The following is an 18,664-nucleotide window of genomic DNA, read 5'->3' as shown; positions in this document are numbered from 1 at the left end:
TGCCGTGTGGTTTTTCACTGCACGGCACTTTATTTTGAATAAAGAAAGTTAAAGTTGTAGCTCTTAGATGTCTAGCTCCAGAGCCCAGCACCGAAGGGACTTGGGCCCACACGACGTGGGTCAGATCGACGTTGTCACAGGACGTGACGAACTTGGGCCCACACGACGTGGGTCAGATCGGCGTTGTCACAGGACGTGACGAACTTAGCCGATCATCCTTATCACTTACTCCGTACGATAAGTCAACATCGATTCGCTAAGGCTCATCGTGTTTCCTTTACACGTTTGTGACATGAAATTTTAACAAGGAAGAAAATCGACGTAGTTAAAATTTCTAGGTGAAAGTACCACGGCAACTAAGCTTCTGTCTGCGCCTGTCGGCTTGCCAATCAGCAAGTTTGGTTAATCGTACTACGGGCTCAGTCCAGTCCCTTCGTTGCTAAGCGGGCGCTTGCACTTTTCTTAATTTACAAGATCCATCACTTGAGCATAAACCTGTTCTTTATCAAAAGCATCCCCCATAGGGAATTTGGCTACGAGGTAGTTTTTTTCATCAATAAGATAGGCATAGGATGTATGGACAAGGTAGTCTGTACCATTATCTTTGAACAAAAAGCGGAATGGATCTGCAACTTTTCTTGTATCTGAAATGGAGCCTCGAACGAATTTCCACGCTTCGTCTTTCTTCGCTCCAAATGTAGCTGCATATTTTTGTAGCGCTTCTTGTGTATCTTGCTCAGGGTCTATTGTTATCGATAAGAATTCAACTTCACTTCCATAAACCCCTTGATTCTGAAATTGTTTTTTCAAATGCATCATACGTTGGGTGGTTAGAGGACACACATCTGGACAAGCGGTGTACATAAACTCTACTAATCGAACTTTAGGTTTCATTTCAGCAAAGTTATAATCTTCTCCATAAGCCGTTTTCATGGTGACATCCTCAGGTAGTTGTACCCCTGCGTCTCTCCAAAACTGAACGTAGCTAATTCCAATACCAATCCCTACTACCAACAGTGTTATAAACGTAATATACCATTTCTTTTGCATAGAAAATCCCCCTGAAAAAAAGAATGATCATATAAATACCTTATATATCTATCTTACGGTAAATAAATACAAATTGGTTGATCTATTCGTGAACAGGTCATGACAATATTATGGCAAGAATTTGAATGGACCTTTACAATGGGAAATAGATAGAGGAGAGGATTGATTTGAGGAGAGGTTTATTAGTTTATGGCGCATTTGTAGCGCTTATCTGGATTTATTTTTCATTCTTTTATGAATTGGACACATTTAGCCCATCTCGTTATGGCGCTTATAGCCACGCCTATTATTTCACTACTCTTGCGTTTCCTTGGGTGTTCTTATGGTGTTGGCTTAAATCACAAAAAGCTACCCAGGTTACACAGCGTATAGAAGAACGTTGGAGAAAGCGTTGGGTTCAATCCATCCTTTTTGGGTTGGTGATTGCGGCTATTTATCAATTGGTCAAGCTACCATTGGATGTTTTAGGGTATGGGATCGCACAGGCGAATGGCGTGAATCATCAACCGATCCTGGATTGGATTCTGGAGTGGATACTTGAAGCAAGCTTCTTTATAGCAATGATTACCGCAATGATCTTTGGGGTCCGTCTTTTTATGGCAAAGTTCGAGAAAAAGTGGTGGCTTGCTTTATGGGTAAGTACGTTGCCTGTTGTCCTGTTTATCGTCTACATCCAACCAGTTGTGATTGATCCGTTATTTGAATCGTTTCAACCATTGGAGAGTGGCCCTTTAAAAAGCTCAATCGTAGAGATTGCAGAGGACGCTGGCATAGATGAGTCGGATATTTACGAAGTGAACATGAGTGAAAAAACATCTTCCTTCAATGCGTATGTTACAGGGCTTGGGAATCAAAAAAGAATTGTGTTATGGGATACGACGTTAAATGGAATGAAGCAGGATGAAGTGTTATTTATTTTAGCCCATGAGGTAGCCCATTACGTTAAACATCATGTGTATATAGGTGTATTTGGATATATAGCGTTGAGTTTCGTTGTCTTATGGCTTTTAGCAAGGGCATTCTCGTTTGTATTCCTCAATGTGAAACATAAGATAGGTTTACGAAATAAAATGGATTTACGAAGTGTACCCGTCTTGTTGTTGCTTGCATCACTGCTGTTATTTGCTACACAACCTCTTAGTCTTTATGTTTCCAGAGAAATGGAGCGGTCAGCGGATCAATATGCAATTCAACATACCGACAATTTGGACCCCGCATTAGAAAGTTATCGATCGCTTGCTATTCAATCGAAAGGTGATGTTTCACCATCTTCTTGGATTATATGGTTACGATATACACATCCACCAATTCAAGAAAGAATCGAACGCATACGTGAAAGTAAAGGAAATAATAAGATATCTTTACAAAATGATTACAATTATTGACCGAGCCATGGAACTATACTATATTTACTCTATTACACTGTTCGGATGGAAGGGATCGGTTTCCTTTCTTATGTATTAAATGAAATTTCTGACAATAACGCAATCCTTTGCGTTAATCCGCAAATGTTTTTCGGTTACTTTTGGGAAAGAGTGTATTAGAATGTATTCAAGACAAGTTAAGCTTCACATTCATTCGGCTATCAAGGTTGATTTCCAAATGAAATGGGTTGCTTAGACGTCTCGTGTATTTATGCCAAATGCATAAATACGAAGTGAATGAGTCGACCTCATTCACGAAGTAATTCCCTCACTCAAAAGTTAACCAGTCGTCTCTTTTTTTGACCAATGCCTTTATGGCATTGGTCCTTTTTTTATTCCAAATAAAATGAGTCCCAACCGAATAAGGAAGGAACTCACATTTTATTCTCAGGCTTTTCATATGTGACTAGGTATTCATTTTTCGTTATATAAAAATCCCGCTCAGGGCGGTAAGAAAGCAACCCAAGTTTTTCAAGCTTGAAGTAATTGACTTTTCGATAAGAATCACCTTCAATGACGGGCAATTCTTTTGTTTGTCTAATGTAATCGTCTACGGCTCTTTGCACATTGTCTAAGTCTACGGCAAGCTGATAATCCTTTTCTTCAAATATTTCATACGTTTCTTTAGACATATAGAACGTTTGGTTTGGAATGGCTTTTAAATAAGGAGCGATAAACTCATAATGGATGGTTAAATCTTCATTGATAATCGTCTGAAGTTCTACACCATCGGGGAGTTGATCCGCAAAAGCATGGATGGCTTTACGTAGTTCATCAAGTGTAACATCCCTTTTCGGATACCGTTCTTCAATAGGTTCTTCTTTTTTATCGTGCTTCTGTTTCTTGTTCCACCACATATTACACCACTTCTTTCTGTTTAGATCGTCTTCATTTCGTGCATTCTAATGAAGAAAGGAGTCGAAGAGAATGGATCCAAACGAATATGAATTACAAACTTATACACCGCTAAACCCAGACTTTGGCATGCATGATAAAGGATATACGATGCATGTAAGAGACATTGATGACTTTTACAACGATGAAGCGGATGAAGCTGATTACCATTAATATATGCTTATTATAACAAAATGGAAAAGTCTTCTTCATCAACTATTACCCTATTACCAAAATCAAAAAACTGCACCTTTTCCAGAATTCCCCCTATTTTCGAATAAATTTTGATAAAGTGAAGGTGTGTTGAAAATTTATAGGAGAAAGGTTGATGAAAATGAAAGCTTGGCGTCAGTATTATGAGATTTCCCCTTTTACGCTCGCCGTATTAGCGGATGAAAGGACAGATGGGAAAGTCATCTCATTGGTTGTCGAAGAAGAAGAAAGGTTTTATGTAGATCAGTCTCCCAGGCGACTTATGGATCAGGCTTGTAAATTTTATGGATCAAGCCTGAGAGGCAGACAAGATGGAACAAAAGATGTGTGTGGAATCACTCACAAAGCCCCCATTGCAGTTGACCCCGTAAGTGGCATGTACTTCTTCCCGACGAATTCTCCTCAGAATAAATATTGCTCCTGGATTGCACATTCCCATATCGATCACGCTCATAAAACTTCTGATAATCATACTCAAATCACTTTCAAAAGTGGAGAGGTCGTCATGATTGATGTGTCCAATGGCTCCATTTGGAATCAAATTCAACGTACCGCCCAGTTTCGCTATCAACTAGCTGAACGACTGCAATATATTCCGAAACAGTCGAGTTTTGATCAGGTTGCAGAGCCATTCGCATAAGCTTAACGAAGAAGAGAGATCTGGCCTTATACCAGATCTCTTTTTACTGCGCATCTTCTAAGCGATTAGAATGGTTTCCAGGGTTCAGAACTTTCCGCATAAGTTCATATACGATGTTTTCCACGTTTTTGCGGATGGCTGGAATGAAATAATTGCGCTTTTCCTCATATCCTTGTGAGACAAACAAATAAGAACAAAATGATTCATTTTTGTTTAAATAAATGACCTGGAGCTGTTTGTTCTTCATAATCTGTCTAAGGTTTTGTCGCTCAACCTTTCCTTTGTGCTCCATTTTGCGTAGCAATTCTAAATAAGGCTCTTTTATTTTAAAATTCCCGTTTTCAATGGATTGAATGTCTTGGGAGATGACAGTAAGCGCCATCGACAAAAATAAGTACCGAGAAGCGAGTTCTTGATCTTCCTCATTGAGATAACGCATAACGTTCCCTCCTAAAATGCGAACACACGTTCTATTATACCCTAATTTTATTCAGATACAAACCCCAATATGTGTAAGTTGAAGCAATTTTTCTTAGATAGCCCTTTCCTTGAGAAAAGAAATCCTAGGATAAGGATGTTTCTCTTTGCGATGAAATGGCAACTATGAAAATACATATATTTTTATTAGGTGAAAGCGAGTGTTTTCGATTACAATGGAGCTATAAAACATATCATTGTAGTTCTATTTTTGTTAGGGGATAAAACCATGAGAATTCAAGACCTTGACTTTGAAAAGTTAAAACAAATGATTGAGAATGACACGTTTGATGAATTTATTATGCAGCTTTTAAACCAGTATGAGCAGTTAGGTCCTCTGCCTGGTATTGCATTGCCGTTTTTAGAAGCGATCTTACCATTCTTGCCTTTGTTTATTTTTGTGCTCGGAAATTCGATTGCATATGGATTGCTAAAAGGGTTTTTCTATTCATGGATTGGAGCGACACTTGGAGCTATTTTTGTATTCTGGATTGTGAGACGCCTTGGACAACAGCGCTTTTTTCAATTCGTACGAAAGCATAAACAAGTACAGCGCGTGATGGCGTGGTTTGAACGACATGGATTTGGACCACTGTTTTTGTTAATGTGCTTTCCATTTTCTCCATCAGCAGTCATTAATGTAGTCGGGGCATTATCAAAAGTGGGTTTTCAGCAGTTTGTGCTCGCCGTCGTGCTAGGAAAAGCTGTTATGATCTTTACCATTGCCTATGTTGGCCACAGCATTACAGAATTTGCTCAGCACCCAATGAAGACGATAGTGGTGGGTATCTGTATTGGAGTGTTTTGGCTTGTCGGTAAGTTTATTGAACGCCGTCTACAAAATAAATCAAAGGAAAAAGCGAGTGCAAACGATTAAATCTCCTTCGATGCGGGTAAAATGTTGGTAGAACAACATCTGGAGGAGAAACCCTATGAAAAACACCTGGAAATGGATCAGAACCATTTTATTCGCAATTGTATTGGCACTTGCTTTCCGTTCGTTTTTGTTTGCAAGTTACATTGTTGACGGAAAATCCATGGAACCTACGTTATTTGATGGGAATTTATTGATGGTCAATAAAATGATATATGACTGGCAGGATGTGAATCACGGAGATGTCATCGTATTTCATGCTAATGAAAAAGAAGATTATGTGAAACGTGTAATTGGTTTGCCTGGGGATACGATTACTTATAAGAATGATACATTATATCTAAATGGTAAGAAGGTGGATGAACCTTACCTTGATCCATACCGAAAAAATGATGGAAAACCGCTAACAGAAGATTTCACCCTTGAAGAAGTAACCGGTGGGGTAAAAGAAGTTCCAGACGGACGTATTTTTGTTATGGGAGACAATCGGCGTGAAAGTCTAGACAGTCGATATTTCGGTTTTGTTCCGATTGATACGATTGTTGGAAAAGTAGATGTGCGCTACTGGCCGATCAATCAGTTGGCACTTCAGTTTTAGAATAAGAGAAGCCCTTTTGTAGTGTTTGTGCTGCAGAGGGGTTTTTGTTTTGGAGCGGGATTGCGGAGCTCCACGCAGAAGAGAGGGAGCTCCACGCAGAAGTGGGTGAGCTCCGCGCAGAAGTGGGTGAGCTCCGCGCAGAAGTGGGGGAGCTCCGCACGCAAGCAAGAGACCTCCCTACAAAATCCCCCTACACTTCCCTTAAACCATCATTCTCTACCTCATTCCTAACCGACATACTCAAGACCACCAACCCACAAAACAGCACCACTACAGAAACCAGAACCATCTCAAAAGGCAACAAGGCTGCGATCCAGCTCCCCACACTCGCACCAGTCAACAATGTAAAAGAATAAATTGAGACAGCGCTAGCTCGCGCATGAGCCCCATGCACGCCCACGAGCAAAATGACCATTGGAATCGTCAGCGCAGTCGATGCGATCATACAAATAGACGCAAATAGCAATGTCCAGACATTTAACGCAACCAGAGGTACAATAAAACCAACAGCCATCAAGCCTAGATGAACCGCCAGTATTCCTCTCGCGCCAAAAGCACTTTTAAGACGTCCTGCAAAAAAGGCAGGAATTATACCAATAAGACCGATCATTCGAAATGTCTGTAAGGAAAAAGGGAAATCAAGCTCATCACGGTACATAAACAATTCAAAGCTTCCATAAAACAGCATCACAGTAAACAGTAAGAAAAACGCAATTCCATATAGTTTTTGTAAGGGTCTGTGGCGAAAAAATGATAAAATAGGAGAGAGTGAGAACAATTTAGTGTAGGTCTTCGGCTTACTTTTAACGAGTCCCGTTTTCATTCCGACCAAACAAAGAAAATAAAACAATCCAAAGCTAAAAAAGACCGCAGGATATGCGAATAGATCTGCAATTGCAGCGGAAACCATTTGCCCAAATATACCGGCAAATAAAAATCCTGTGTTAATCATAGCAATCACAAAAGCTTGTAAACGTCCTTGAAAGTGTTCGAATGTATAGGCAAAAGCGGTAGGAGCAAAACTCGCTGCTAAAATGCCTTGAAGCGCCCTCAAACAAATAAATAACCAAAAGACATCTACAAATCCAATCAAGGTTGTTACGATCGTTAACAAGCTCATTCCACACAATAGTAATGTTTTGTGAGGGAGTTTATCAGCTAACATTCCGAAAAAGAACAACCCTATAGCATATGGAAAAATAAATAGAGAACTTGATAGGGAGACAACAGGAATTGAAACCCCAAAGGTCTCAGCAAGTCCAGTATGTAAAGGAAGCATTGTATATAAGTTGCTCGCAATAAAAATCCCCGTGAGAACTAACACCGTAGCCATAACCGCTTGCTTCGACATACGACCACCCCTTATCAAAATCTTTCTTAAATCACACTATGCATGTATCCCAAAAACGTTCTGAAAAGGAGGAGCCCCATGAGTATTCGATTTTTACTTGGACGAGCAGGGTCTGGCAAAAGCACCCGTTGCTTAGAAGAAATCAAAGATCTACTCGTCTCTTCACCAGATGGACCACCCATTCTCTATATGGTGCCTGATCAGATGACCTTCCAGCAGGAGTATGCTCTATTAAAACAGGAAGGCATTGAGGGAAGTATTCGTGCGCAAGTTTTCAGCTTTTCACGTCTTGCTTGGCGCGTACTTCAAGAAACAGGTGGGGGAACGAGACAGTTTATATCATCTACTGGTATTCAAATGATGCTCCGAAAAATTACGGAGGAGCGTAAATCGGATTGGAACGTGTTCCAAAAAGCAATCGAAAAGCAAGGTTTTATGGAACAACTTGAAACGATGATTACAGAGTTCAAACGTTACCGAGTTACACCGCAAACGCTCATGCAGCAAATTGATAGCATTGATCAATACACGCATCAACACCCAGGAGAACAGGCGTTACAGCACAAACTAGAAGATTTAGCTTACATCTATGACAACCTCATGCATGCGTTGAGTGATCAATACATAGATAGTGAGGATCAACTGCAGCTTTTAGCGGAAAAAATTGAAGAGGCTTCTTTTCTTGAAGGAGCTGAAATTTACCTAGATGGATTCCACCGCTTTACGCCACAAGAGCTCACAGTACTTCAGGCTCTTATGAAAAAAGCCAAGCGAGTGAATATTACATTGACGCTGGACGAACCTCGATACGGTGAGATACCAGAGCTTGATTTGTTCCACCAAACTGCTCATACATTCCAAGATGTGAAAGCTGTAGCGGATGAGATCAATGTGCCGGTCACAGAAATCAAACACTTATATGGTGAAGTTGGTCGTTTTGAAGAGCGCCATGCGTTTGAACATATGGAGCACTATTTTGATACACGCCCTGCTCCGCCTTTTCAGGGAGAGACGCCAATAACCGTAGCGCAAGCGGTACACCCGCGCGCTGAGGTCGAGGGTGTTGCGCAGGAAATTATCAAAATGGTTCGTGATGGTAACTATCGCTACCGAGAAATGGCCCTTTTGATACGTGAACCAGAAGTGTACCATGATCTCATCCAAACGGTTTTTGAAGATTACCAAATCCCTGTCTTTATCGATGAGAAGCGTACGATGATGAATCATCCATTAATTGAATTCCTGAGATCTGCCATAGATGTTGTAGAGGGGAACTGGCGCTACGATGCGGTTTTCCGTCTTCTTAAAACCGATTTTATTCCGTCCGATGACCAGGAGCACCCTTTAACCCAGGAAGCGATTGATGAGCTTGAAAACTATTGCTTAGAGTATGGGGTCCGTACGAAAAAGCGTTGGTTGGATGAAAACCCATGGCGTTTCCAACGGTTCCGTGGCTTTGAAAGTGCTGGACAAACAGACGAAGAGAAGAAAAAGGAAGAACGAATTAATAGACTTCGCCATCAAGTAACGAGAGCGCTCGCTCCATTTGATGAAGCCATTCGCGAAGCTAAAACTGTAAGAGAGCGCTGTGAAGTTCTTTTCAACTGGTTAGAAGAACTACAGGTTCCACAAAAACTTGATCAGTGGCGTGATGATTACGATGATATCGGACAGCTGGAACGCGGCCGCGAGCAGGAACAAGTATGGCAAGCTGTTATTCAGCTTTTTGATGAAATGGTAGATATGATCGGCGAGGAAAAAATGTCATTCCAGGTTTTCCGAACCACGCTTGAGACGGGCCTAGAATCGCTGTCCTTTTCTCACGTACCGCCTAGCATGGACCATGTCATTGTCGGGAGTGTTGATCGTTCTCGTATTTCCGGTATTAAAAATGCCTTCCTTCTCGGTGTGAATGAGGGTCTTTGGCCACTTAAGCCACCTGCAGAGGGGATGATTTCGGAGAATGAACGAGAGCTTTTGAAGGAGCATGGAATGGATCTTGCTGATAGTAGTAAGCGTCAGCTGCTTGATGATCATTTCTATGTGTATTTAGCGTTTACTGCTGCTTCTGATTATTTATGGGTGAGCTATCCGTTAAGTAATGAGGAAGGAAAGTCCAAAACACCATCGACACTTGTAAAGCGTGTGCAGGAGTTGTTTCCTCATGCCGAGAACAAGCTACTGCTTCAAGAGAGCGATGATCATGAAGAGGCAACACGTTTCATTACAACACCTGAAAAAACACGTTCCATCTTAACCGCTCAGCTGTCTCGTTACTTACGAGGATATCCAATGAAAGATATTTGGTGGGATGTGCTTGATTGGTTTATTTTACGCGATGAACAAAAAGCAGACACGAAACGTGTGCTGATGAGTCTGTTCTATGAAAATACACCGGAAAACCTCGGTAAACAAACAACCGAGAGCCTGTATCCGAAACAGCTCAAAGCCAGTGTGTCTCGATTAGAAACGTACCATCGTTGTTCCTATCAGCATTTTGCTAAGTATGGATTGGGACTTGAAGAGCGTTCGGTTTATAAATTGGATGCCCCTGATATAGGGCAGCTTTTCCATGAAGCGTTAAAGCAGATTACCGAATGGATTCAAGATGAAGGACGTGATTGGAATTCGATCACGCAACAAGATACCAATCAGTATGCGCAAAAAGCGGTAGAGAGTCTTTCGCCCATTTTGCAGCACCAAATTTTATATAGCTCGAATCGTTATCAATACATTCAGAAAAAGCTTCAGGATGTGGTCTCGCGTGCTGCGTATATGCTTAGTGAACAGGCAAAACGAAGCCAGTTCGCACCAGTTGGGTTGGAGCTTGGTTTTGGGCCAGAAGAGGATAAAAAGATTCCTCCGATGAATATTGAACTTGCGAATGGTTATGAGCTAATGCTTCGAGGTCGTATTGACCGTGTGGACCGTGCATTAGGTGAAGATGGATTGTTCCTTCGCATTATCGATTATAAGTCCAGTGCAAAAGGGCTCGATCTGGTTGAGGTTTATTATGGATTAGCATTACAAATGCTCGCCTATCTGGATGTTGTTCTATCCAATGCTGAGACTTGGCTTGGTGCACAGGCCTCACCAGCAGGTGTGCTCTATTTCCACGTCCACAACCCGATGATTTCAGGAAGTGCACTTCTTCAAGAAAGTGAGATAGAAGAAGAGCTTTTCAAGAAGTTTAAGATGCAAGGGCTTCTTGTGGAAGATGAAAACATCGTTAAAATGATGGACACGAATCTGGACTCAGGTATGAGTAAAATCATTCCGGCTGGTTTGAAAAAGAACGGAGGATTCCGCAAAGGGTCGCAAACGGTTGAGCAAATGGCTTTCCAGCAGCTTCAAACCTATATTCGCAACATTATGAAACAAGCCGGCGAATCGATTACAGACGGGAATGTGAACCTGAATCCATATCAAAAGGATCAACAGGTAGCGTGTACGCATTGTTCCTTCCGTTCCGTTTGTCAGTTCGATCCATCACTTGAAGAGAATCAGTACAGACAATTAAAGAATTTAAAAGATGAAGATATTATGAATCAAATTCTATCAGGAGAGGAGGATGAATAATGCCGACTTGGACACCAGAACAAGAACGAGCGATATACACGAGTGGTAAAGACGTGCTTGTTGCAGCGGCAGCTGGATCCGGGAAAACAGCTGTCCTTGTTGAGCGAATCATTCAAAAGCTTTTAAACCAGGATAACCCTACTAACATCGATTCCTTGCTTGTCGTAACGTTCACGAATGCAGCAGCGCAAGAAATGCGTAATCGTGTTGGGGAGGCTCTTGAAAAAGCGCTTGAGCAGCAACCTGATTCAACCCACTTGAAAAAGCAGTTATCTTTGCTTCAACGTGCGTCAATATCAACCTTACACTCCTTCTGTTTAGATATCGTGAGACGCTACTCTTATATGCTTGATCTTGATCCGCACTTCCGTATTGCCGATGAGATTGAAGCAGATCTAATGCGCCAGGAGATTATTGAGGATCTTTTCGAAGAGTGGTACGGAAAAGAAGGAGAAGAGCGGGATCGATTTTTTGAAGTTGTAGACCGCTTTTCTAGTGACCGAAGTGATGCAGAAGTTGAGCGTTTGATGCTTGATTTATATAACTTTTCTAGACAAAACCCTTGGCCAGAAGCATGGATGAATGATGTCCAAGCAATGTATGATGTCTCTCCTGATACATCTGAAGAGGACATTGTTTGGCTTCAGATTTTGAAAAGAGAAGTGAAGAGTCAATTGAATGCAATGCTTAAAGATTCTGAGCAGGCTCTTAATCTTACGCGAGAAAGTGATGGACCGTATCACTATGCGGAGGCCATTGACGACGACCGTGAAAAAATTCAGCAAGCTCTAGGACTTGTTGATATTTCGTGGCATGAACTTCAACAGTACATGCAGGAGGCCGGAAGTTTTAAAGCTTTATCCCGTAAAAAGGTAGAGTGCTCAGAAGAGAAAAAGGATCGAGTGAAAACTTTACGTGACCGTTATAAGAAGCGTTGGACATCGTTAAGCCAAGAATGGTTCGCCCGTTCTCTCCCAGCTTACTTAGAAGATATGCAATCACTTGCGCCCGTGGTAGAACAGCTGATGGTCCTTGTACGTGAGTTTCATGAACGCTTCCAGCAAAAGAAAAAGGACCAAGCATTAGTCGATTTTGCAGACTTGGAGCACTATTGTTTACAAGTGCTGATGGATGAGAGCTCAACACCTGGAGAGATTATTCCCTCTGAAGTAGCAGAGAGCTATCAACAGCAATTCACCGAACTCCTTGTCGATGAGTATCAGGATACGAACCTTGTACAGGAAACGATTCTTCGGATGGTTTCCTATGGAGAGAATGCCGGTAACTTATTTATGGTAGGGGACGTAAAGCAGAGTATCTATCGATTCCGCCACGCAGAGCCATCCCTGTTTTTGAATAAATACAAAGCATTTGCGAATGAGGATCATCCTGCTGAGCGAATCGACTTGGCTCGTAACTTCAGAAGCCGTCAGGAAGTGCTTAGTGGAACGAACTATATATTCCGTCAAATTCTTGATGAAGAAGTTGGGGAGATGACCTACGACAAAGATGCCGAACTCATTTATAGCAACACGATCTATGATGAGATCACATCCAATGATGCTGAAGCCGAACTCGTGATTATCGATCGTGAAAAACACGAAGACCAAAACGAAGAATCAGGGGAAGATTTTCGGGACCTTGAAAAAGCCCAACTCGAAGCACGAGCCTATGCCAACAAAATTCAAAATTGGCTCGGTCATGGTGAAAGTCCTGCTTTACAGGTTGTTGATAAAGAAACATCTGCAAAGCGTGATGTACAATACCGCGATATCGTGATTTTACTTCGTTCCATGACTTGGGCACCAACGATCGTGGAAGAATTGAAACAACAAGGCATCCCAGTTTATGCGGAGCTTTCCACAGGGTATTTTGAAGCGATTGAGATTAAAGTTATGCTCAGTCTATTAAAGGTTATCGATAACCCAAGACAGGATATCCCACTAGCTTCAGTGCTACGTTCTCCAATTGTAGGTTTGAACGAAGACGAGCTAACAAAAATCCGTCTAGCCCAGAAAAAAGCGACGTACTATGAAGCTCTCACTTCTTATCGCCGCATTGGAGAAGACGATGAGCTCGTTCATAAGGTTGAGCACTTCCTTCACCGTCTTGATGCTTGGCGTAAACGTGCCCGACAAGGATCTTTATCTGAGTTGATTTGGCAAGTTTATCGTGAGACAGGTTATTACGATTTTGTTGGAGGTATTCCAGGTGGTCGTCAACGTCAGGCTAACTTGCGAGCGTTATATGACCGTGCTCGTACTTATGAAGCGACGTCTTTCCGTGGTTTATTCCGTTTCCTTCGTTTTATCGAACGAATAGAGGAACGTGGAGATGACCTTGGTGCAGCACGTGCGCTAGGTGAACAAGAAGACGTTGTTCGAATCATGACGATCCACAAAAGTAAGGGACTCGAATTCCCTGTCGTAATCATGGGAGCAATGGATAAACAGTTTAACCAACAAGACCTAATGGCAAAGTACTTGCTGCACAAGGATCATGGTTTTGGTGCGAAAATGATTAACCCACAAAAACGCATTATGTACCCAACTCTTGCGTATCATGCGTTGAAAAAAGAAAAACAACGTGAGCTTTTAGCTGAAGAAATGCGTGTTCTCTACGTTGCTTTAACACGTGCAAAAGAAAAGCTTGTGATGATTGGAAATGTTTCATCACTCGAGAAGAAATTAGAGAAATGGCGAGAATGGGTAGAGCACACGGATTGGGTGTTGCCATCTCATTACCGCTTAGAAACCAAAACGTATCTTGATTGGGTAGGCCCTTCTCTTATCCGACATCAGCATGGAGAAACATTGCGAGGGGAGACTGAAACACATCCATTATTACCGCAGGAAATCGCTAACGATGAATCAAGTTGGCGTGTAACGCTTTTACATGGAAGTGAGCTAGTAGATCCGGAGGCATTACAAACGAATGATCATGAAGCAGTGGAAAGAGCGATTCGGGCCTGGGAGCCTATTCATCCTGAAGAAGGACCGAATGAAGAGGTGGAGAGACGGTTAAGTTTCCAATATCCTCATCAAAAAGCGATCCATCACCGGGCGAAGCAGTCCGTTACTGAACTGAAGCGTCAACGTGAAGTGAAAGATGAGTACAGTGCTGAGACACTCATGCAACCTTTTAAACAACCGATTGTCTCCAGACCACGCTTTATGCAAAAGACCCAGGAATTATCTGCTACGGAAAAAGGGAGTGCGATGCACACCGTTATGCAGCACTTACCGTTTGAAAAGGTGCTTTCAGCTGAAGAAATTGAGAACCAAGTTGAAGTTCTCGTAGAGCGTGAATTTCTAACGCGTGATGAAGAGGCTGTCATTGATTTTCATGCGATCGAAGCGTTTTATGAAAGTGAAATGGGACAACGTTTAATTGAATCAGATCGTGTCTATCGCGAAGTTCCATTCAGCTTAGCCTTGCCTGCTCATGAAGTGTATGCTGACTGGGAGGAAGAAACGGATGAAAAAGTATTTATCCAGGGTGTTATCGACCTGATCATACCAGGTGAAGAGGGTTGGGTTATTCTCGATTACAAGACCGATCAAGTCCAACAACCGATAACAGATCAAGTGACGGATAAGCTTGTCTCCCGATACAGGACACAGCTTTCCTTATATGCTGAGGCACTTGAACGTATATGGAATAAACCCATTGAGGAAAAATATTTATACTTCTTTAACGCTCCGCTTTTAACGAAGGTAGATTAAGTCACTCAAAAAAACGCCTAGCGTACAGCCAGGCGTTTCTCTTTATTCTCTGGGAATTCACAAAATTTGTGGCTTGTGTATAACTTTTTAATGAGAGTGGGGCCACATCCAGCTCCAGCGCCCAGCAACGAATGGACTTCCCTCGCCTCCATTCGATAAGTCAACATCAAATTGCTTCACAATTTGTGTTTCCTTTATCTCACTACGGGCTCAGTCCAGTCCCTTCGTTGCTAAACGGGCGCTTGCGCTTTTGTTCTTTTTAAGCATTTGCAACTGTTTGTTGATCCGCAACATCAGGATCAAATGGGTTAGTCGAACTGAATCCGTTGTTGGTACAGATGAAATCTCCTGTATTTAAAGCTCCAGAACCGGAATTTGTTTTGGAGGAGCTTTTAGGTGAGACATAGAATGAGTCGCCGAAGTTCACAACTCCGCCGCCCACACTATTAATTTTTAGAGGGCCTACAATTGATGGCATGATTATCACCTACCTAATCGAGAGGTTCTATGAATAGACTATGCAGCATAGATGTTATTGTTCATTTTCATTATTGTTGTTATTTTCATCATTACCGTTATCATCATTCTCTTCACGTAGTATCCGGAAGTGTTTCACCCTTGCTTCAGCATCCAAGTATTCTAAATTTCCAACTTGAAGAATGGAAGCAGCGGATATCCCTTCAATGTGTACTGAATTTACATCGATATAGGGGTTGCACGGAACTCGCTCTTGATCAATAGATATCTTTTTATCAAAGTAAGGTAATTCTTCAGTGAAAACTGGAAAATCATTAAATGGAAAGTCACGGTCTGTAAATATGGCCCCTTCTTTTTGAACAGCTAATGCTCGGGAATTTGGCGTAGCTTCTACGGCATCTCCAATTTCAATGATGGAACTATATGTGAGTGAATTAACATGTATATCTCCTACACGTGATATGCGCTTATTCATGCTTTGGTTTCTCCTGAGAACGTTTACCTTTTCGAGCGAGAGGCACATATGGACCGACAATCAATGATTCAGGAGGGGTATCAAATACTGCAGATAATGATATGTGTTCATTATCACCGATTAAAAAAACAGATGATGAAGACACCCCGTTGATTTTTATATTCCCAACGTTTAGGCCGCAGTTATGCACTTCATACTTCATGGTGACTCATCTCCTTGGTTTGGCTGGTTTTGTAAAAATTGATGAAGAGAACTATGGATTTCATTTTTTACCTCTTGGATGATCGCTTGCTTTTGGTCTTCTGTTATCATGCCGTTTTGATAGTCTCCTTGTTGCAAGTAGTGGTTCACGCGATCTCCAAGCTGCTTTTGTATATCGTTAAGAATAAATTGTTGATAAGATTCTTCAAATTGCTGTCCGTAATCACGGGACATGGATTGTAATAAAGGTGGACCTTGTTGGTACATATACTCTTCAAGTTCTTGAATAATTTTTTCTTTTACCGATTGCCCTGTATTCATTTTCGGTGGGAAAGGTTGCTCTTCTATACCTAGATCTTCTATCCCTACTCCGTCTTGAGGGGAGATTCCTATATTTAATGTTCCCTCTAGTGTTTCAATTTTTAGTTGATCGAATTTATATTCAATTTTTTCGATGTTTGTCGATGGCTTTTGGTTAGATTCCATCTGGCTTTGAAGTTGATCGACACGTTTTTCTAATTCCTTCATCTTCTGGGTTTGCTTTTCGACTAATTGGTGAAGCTGATCTAAATACTGAGTCCAGGAATCCATATAGCTCATCGAAACGTCCCCCTTTCTGGTCGTTCAAAAATAATAATGCGTCAGTTATAGGCGATAACCTAGATTATCCTATGCATTTCTAGAAGGATTTGTGCACTATGTTGTTGAAGATAGGGGGACAAGGGGAGTAACTGGTGGTGTTTCGACCGGCTCTGCTTCTTCTGCAGGCTCCACATATCCACCTGTGTTATAAAGGCTGGATCTGGCTTGAATGACACCAGCACTCCCGATTTGTAAAACAGAAGAGTTGCTGACAGATCCAACTTTGAGAAAATTAATACATATGCTTTGATGAATCGTGTAGTTCATTAGACCGCACCTACCTCTTCTATATCAGACTGGTCAATTTCATCTTGATCATATACCGTTGTATAAGAGTTTGATAGATCAATGGAGATTCCATCACCCGTGTTGAATGATCCACCTCCAGCAAAGGTCTTAGCTGAACTATCAGGAGCCATCGCATAGACATCTCCAATATTGAAAATGCCAGAGTTAGATACGCTGACAACTTTGACAGCACCTACCTGAGCTGGCATAGGCATACCTCCTTATTCGTAGTTTATGAGGGAGGAAGGCGAATGTGTAAAGATGTTGAAAAATCTTATGAACAAAGGAGTAAAAGACGTGAATTCTATCCAACCGTTAAAAGATACAAATCGGCTACCGTGGATCGATGCAGCAAGAGGAATCGCAATCTTTGGCATTTTCATGGTGAATATGCCTGCATTTAATGCTCCGTACTTTATGTATGGCGGGGAACAAAAATACTGGCCAAGTGAGACAAGCAACATGATTCAAACAATTATAGATATTTTCTTTCAAGCTAGTTTTTACACCTTGTTCTCTTTTTTATTTGGCTTTGGACTTTACATGATGAAAGAACGGCTACAAGAAAAAGGGTATCACTACCGTCCGGTGTTACTTAGAAGACTTATTGTGCTGATTGCGTTTGGTGCCATACACGCTTTCTTTATATGGCACGGGGATATATTATTTTCCTATGGTACGTTAGGTCTTTTTCTATTTTTATTTTTTGGCCGAAGCCCTAAGGCTGTCCTTAGTTGGGCGATTGGGCTCTTAACTCTTTCTGTAGTGATTCTTTATTTAAGAATTTCACCTTATATCGGTATGGGTGTACTTGGTGGTTATGTGAATGAACCGGCAATAGCTCAAGCTAAGCAAGCCTATGGGGAAGGAAGCTTGATGGAAATATGGGAACAAAACTTAAATGATTGGCTGTATTCCAACGGATCACTGATGTCATGGATCTTTTTAGCAGGAAGCCTGATCCCGATGTTTTTATTTGGCCTTTATTTTGCTAAGAAGAAATGGCTTCATGATCCGGATCAGTTTGGGAAGCCGTTGACGGTTACTTGGGGTATTACATTGGCCTTATTTGTAGTTTTCAAAGCAGGTCCACACTTCTTTGAAATTCCTGAATGGTTCAAAATTGTTACACAGGATTCGATTGGTGGTTCTGCCAGTGCATTATTTTATATGACGAGTGTGGTCCTGTTATATAAGAAGAGAAGTACTTTCACTACATTATTAAAACCATTCACATTTGTTGGCCGTCTATCCTTGAGTAACTATTTGCTTCAATCCATCATATGTTTCTTCATGTTTTATTCAGTGGGACTAGGGTTTTACGGTGAAGTGAGTCCGCTCGCTACCTTGATTTTAGTTTTAGTGATTTATAGTTTACAAGTAATCGCCAGTCGCTTGTGGATCCGTTCATTCCGTTACGGACCCTTTGAATGGCTATGGAGATCGTTGACGTATATGAGCTTGCAGCCTATGCGTCGTTCTAAGGAAAGAGAAGGAAAGGCATCATATGAAACTTAAAAGTGAAATAAAAAGAGCTTGGGATCCAAGCTCTTTTTATTTTGGGGATTGTGCAATTAAAGCCCCCTTATCTTGAAGACTTGGTTTCGAGATAAAGTGCGTATGGTTCCGTTGCTTTTTTGCAGATCGGCGGGCTGTGGAAGGGGTTGCTTTCCTGCGGACGAAGCGCCGAGCCTCCTCATTCGCAAGCTCTCTGCGGGGTCTCGTCACTCCGTTCTTCCGCTGGAGTCAACCCGTT

At 41.6% G+C, this 18,664-nt stretch carries 18 protein-coding genes; 8 read left to right on the top strand and 10 right to left on the bottom strand.

The genetic code is table 11. From position 1 onward, the window contains the following. Positions 1–462: 462 nt before the first annotated feature. Positions 463–1,050 carry an SCO family protein gene (locus H514_RS0112475; protein WP_027447266.1) on the bottom strand — a complete coding sequence of 196 codons (588 nt, stop codon included), beginning with the start codon at positions 1,048–1,050 and terminating at the stop codon, positions 463–465. 167 nt (positions 1,051–1,217) lie between these two features. Between H514_RS0112475 and H514_RS23005 the strand changes: the two genes are divergently transcribed. Then, a complete protein-coding gene (locus H514_RS23005) occupies positions 1,218–2,435 on the top strand; it encodes a M48 family metallopeptidase (RefSeq protein ID WP_051255134.1) in 1,218 nt (405 codons plus the stop codon). 413 nt (positions 2,436–2,848) lie between these two features. Here H514_RS23005 and H514_RS0112465 read toward each other — a convergent pair whose 3' ends face one another. Continuing rightward, complete coding sequence (locus H514_RS0112465; protein ID WP_027447265.1) at positions 2,849–3,331, bottom strand: DUF3939 domain-containing protein; 483 nt, start codon at positions 3,329–3,331, stop codon at positions 2,849–2,851. Between the two features lie 70 nt (positions 3,332–3,401). Between H514_RS0112465 and H514_RS24690 the strand changes: the two genes are divergently transcribed. Both H514_RS24690 and H514_RS0112455 read left to right on the top strand, forming a co-directional pair. After that, positions 3,402–3,542 (top strand): hypothetical protein, encoded by a 141-nt coding sequence (locus H514_RS24690; RefSeq protein ID WP_154657376.1) that lies wholly within the window; start codon positions 3,402–3,404, stop codon positions 3,540–3,542. 154 nt (positions 3,543–3,696) lie between these two features. Continuing rightward, entirely contained in the window at positions 3,697–4,221 is a 525-nt protein-coding gene (locus H514_RS0112455; RefSeq protein WP_027447264.1) for a competence protein ComK, read from the top strand. A 43-nt stretch (positions 4,222–4,264) separates the two neighbouring features. Here H514_RS0112455 and H514_RS23000 read toward each other — a convergent pair whose 3' ends face one another. After that, positions 4,265–4,660, bottom strand: a complete 396-nt coding sequence (locus H514_RS23000; protein ID WP_051255133.1) for a hypothetical protein — start codon at positions 4,658–4,660, stop codon at positions 4,265–4,267. 267 nt (positions 4,661–4,927) lie between these two features. On the opposite strand from H514_RS23000, the gene H514_RS0112445 reads away from it, so the two are divergent. Both H514_RS0112445 and lepB read left to right on the top strand, forming a co-directional pair. Then, the gene (locus H514_RS0112445; protein WP_027447263.1) at positions 4,928–5,575 is read left to right on the top strand and encodes a TVP38/TMEM64 family protein; all 648 of its coding nucleotides are present in this window, start codon (positions 4,928–4,930) and stop codon (positions 5,573–5,575) included. A 55-nt stretch (positions 5,576–5,630) separates the two neighbouring features. After that, positions 5,631–6,170 carry a signal peptidase I gene (gene lepB, locus H514_RS0112440; protein ID WP_027447262.1) on the top strand — a complete coding sequence of 180 codons (540 nt, stop codon included), beginning with the start codon at positions 5,631–5,633 and terminating at the stop codon, positions 6,168–6,170. 190 nt (positions 6,171–6,360) lie between these two features. On the opposite strand, the gene H514_RS0112435 is transcribed toward lepB, so the two are convergent. Next, positions 6,361–7,521: an MFS transporter gene (locus tag H514_RS0112435; RefSeq protein ID WP_027447261.1), complete on the bottom strand. Its 1,161-nt coding sequence runs from the start codon at positions 7,519–7,521 to the stop codon at positions 6,361–6,363. A gap of 78 nt (positions 7,522–7,599) precedes the next feature. Between H514_RS0112435 and addB the strand changes: the two genes are divergently transcribed. Together addB and addA are read left to right on the top strand one after the other, a co-directional pair. Continuing rightward, positions 7,600–11,100: a helicase-exonuclease AddAB subunit AddB gene (addB, locus tag H514_RS0112430; protein WP_027447260.1), complete on the top strand. Its 3,501-nt coding sequence runs from the start codon at positions 7,600–7,602 to the stop codon at positions 11,098–11,100. Then, positions 11,100–14,825 (top strand): helicase-exonuclease AddAB subunit AddA, encoded by a 3,726-nt coding sequence (gene addA, locus H514_RS0112425; RefSeq protein WP_027447259.1) that lies wholly within the window; start codon positions 11,100–11,102, stop codon positions 14,823–14,825. Before addB ends, addA begins: the two co-directional genes overlap by 1 nt. Positions 14,826–15,084: 259 nt before the next feature. Here addA and H514_RS0112420 read toward each other — a convergent pair whose 3' ends face one another. The 6 genes from H514_RS0112420 to H514_RS0112395 form a co-directional block, all read right to left on the bottom strand. Next, a complete protein-coding gene (locus H514_RS0112420) occupies positions 15,085–15,303 on the bottom strand; it encodes a spore germination protein (RefSeq protein ID WP_027447258.1) in 219 nt (72 codons plus the stop codon). Positions 15,304–15,357: 54 nt separating this feature from the next. Then, positions 15,358–15,777: a spore germination protein GerPE gene (locus H514_RS22995; RefSeq protein ID WP_051255132.1), complete on the bottom strand. Its 420-nt coding sequence runs from the start codon at positions 15,775–15,777 to the stop codon at positions 15,358–15,360. Continuing rightward, positions 15,770–15,979, bottom strand: coding sequence for a spore germination protein (locus tag H514_RS0112410; protein WP_027447257.1), 210 nt, complete (start codon positions 15,977–15,979; stop codon positions 15,770–15,772). Before H514_RS0112410 ends, H514_RS22995 begins: the two co-directional genes overlap by 8 nt. After that, on the bottom strand, positions 15,976–16,578 hold the full coding sequence (gerPC, locus tag H514_RS0112405) for a spore germination protein GerPC (protein ID WP_027447256.1): 603 nt from the start codon (positions 16,576–16,578) through the stop codon (positions 15,976–15,978). The genes H514_RS0112410 and gerPC overlap by 4 nt, the downstream gene beginning before the upstream one ends. Before the next feature lie 96 nt (positions 16,579–16,674). Beyond that, positions 16,675–16,887: a spore germination protein GerPB gene (locus tag H514_RS0112400; RefSeq protein ID WP_027447255.1), complete on the bottom strand. Its 213-nt coding sequence runs from the start codon at positions 16,885–16,887 to the stop codon at positions 16,675–16,677. Then, positions 16,887–17,117, bottom strand: coding sequence for a spore germination protein (locus H514_RS0112395; RefSeq protein ID WP_027447254.1), 231 nt, complete (start codon positions 17,115–17,117; stop codon positions 16,887–16,889). The genes H514_RS0112400 and H514_RS0112395 overlap by 1 nt, the downstream gene beginning before the upstream one ends. Before the next feature lie 88 nt (positions 17,118–17,205). Between H514_RS0112395 and H514_RS0112390 the strand changes: the two genes are divergently transcribed. Then, a complete protein-coding gene (locus H514_RS0112390; RefSeq protein ID WP_027447253.1) occupies positions 17,206–18,426 on the top strand; it encodes a DUF418 domain-containing protein in 1,221 nt (406 codons plus the stop codon). Positions 18,427–18,664: the final 238 nt, after the last annotated feature.

Origin of the sequence: Pontibacillus marinus BH030004 = DSM 16465 (assembly GCF_000425225.1) — a bacterium.
In the GTDB taxonomy this organism is placed as follows: Bacteria; Bacillota; Bacilli; order Bacillales; family BH030062; genus Pontibacillus; species Pontibacillus marinus.
This window is presented reverse-complemented; position numbering and strand designations above follow the sequence as displayed.